The sequence below is a fragment of the Geodermatophilus obscurus genome (genome assembly GCF_900143215.1).
GTDB classification, from domain to species: Bacteria; Actinomycetota; Actinomycetes; order Mycobacteriales; family Geodermatophilaceae; genus Geodermatophilus; species Geodermatophilus obscurus_A.
Map to the genome: position 1 here is coordinate 1 of NZ_FRDM01000111.1, position 1,057 is coordinate 1,057.

General features: G+C 75.0%; 1 protein-coding gene and 1 pseudogene. Both read right to left on the minus strand.

The window, feature by feature from the left end; all coding sequences use genetic code 11:
- Positions 1-31 precede the first annotated feature (31 nt).
- Positions 32-805 (minus strand): type II secretion system F family protein, encoded by a 774-nt coding sequence (locus BUB17_RS25245; RefSeq protein ID WP_072921610.1) that lies wholly within the window; start codon positions 803-805, stop codon positions 32-34.
- Positions 802-1,057: pseudogene (locus tag BUB17_RS27255) on the minus strand (CpaF family protein); the annotation flags it as partial. The pseudogene BUB17_RS27255 and the gene BUB17_RS25245, both read right to left, overlap by 4 nt.

The following is a 1,057-nucleotide window of genomic DNA, read 5'->3' on the forward strand; positions in this document are numbered from 1 at the left end:
CCGCCGGCGCCCATCGCCAGCTGCAGGGCGCTCACGCCGGCCCCCGCCGACCGGCCAGCTCGGCGCCGATGAACCGCGGCAGCGGCGTGCCCTTGGCGATGTTGCGCATCCACACCAGGCAGGCCAGGTAGGCAGCCAGCAGCAGCAGCAGGATCGCCTGGCCCAGAACCGTGCCGTAGGGGGCGATGTAGGAGCCGTTGAGGGCCAGCAGCCCGAGCACCACCAGGGTGATCAGGGTGATCCAGCGGGCCGTGGAGCGGGGCTTGGCCCGGTCGGCCTCGATGGCCCGCCGGATGCGGACGTCGTCGGCGACGGTCTGGGCCATCCCCTCGAGCACGCTGGCCAGCCCGGCGCCGCGGCGCTGGGCGCCGAGCATCAAGCTGGCCGCGATCTGGTCGCCGGTGAGGTCGTCGAGGTCGTCGGCGAAGGCGCGCAGCGCCTGGGAGGTGTTCCACCGCGCCCGCAGCCGCGCCACCAGGGTGGCCACCTCGGGCCTGATCGGGTCCGGCGTGGACTTCAGCGTGACCACCAGGGCCTGCTCGAGGCCGACGCCGACAGTCAGCACGCCGGCCAGGCTGCGCGACCACTCCTCCATCGCCTCCAGCCGGGCGATGCCGGCGGCGTTGTCGGAGGTGACCAGCAGCGTGGGCAGCAAGACGGCGACCGCCGGGACGAACCGGTTGCCGACTCCGGTGGTCAAGCCGGGGGCCGCCGGTGGTAGGGGCCGCCGGCGCAGGCCGCTGCCGATCAGCAGCAGCCCGCCGAGCAGGCTCATCGCCGCGACCGCGGCCAGCAGCGGGGTCATGCCGCCTGCCCGCCGGTGAAGCTGGGCCCGGCGAAGCCGAAGCGGGTCAACGCGGCCAGCGGCTGGGGCAGGCTGCCGGGCACGGCTCGCCCGTCGGGGCCCTGCCGGTACACGTGCGTGGTGGCCGGCCGGCCGTTCTCCCCGGACTCGACGTAGAGCACCTCGGAGACGTAGCGACGCCGCTGCGGCGCGCCGCCGTGGCCGGCGTGCCCGGCCTCCAGGTGGATCTGCACGATGAGGTCGATGTGCTCG

Coding starts and splice junctions, on each gene's coding strand:
- BUB17_RS25245 (WP_072921610.1), bottom strand. CDS start 805: ATGACCCCGCTGCTGGCCGCGGTCGCGGCGATGAGCCTGCTCGGCGGG.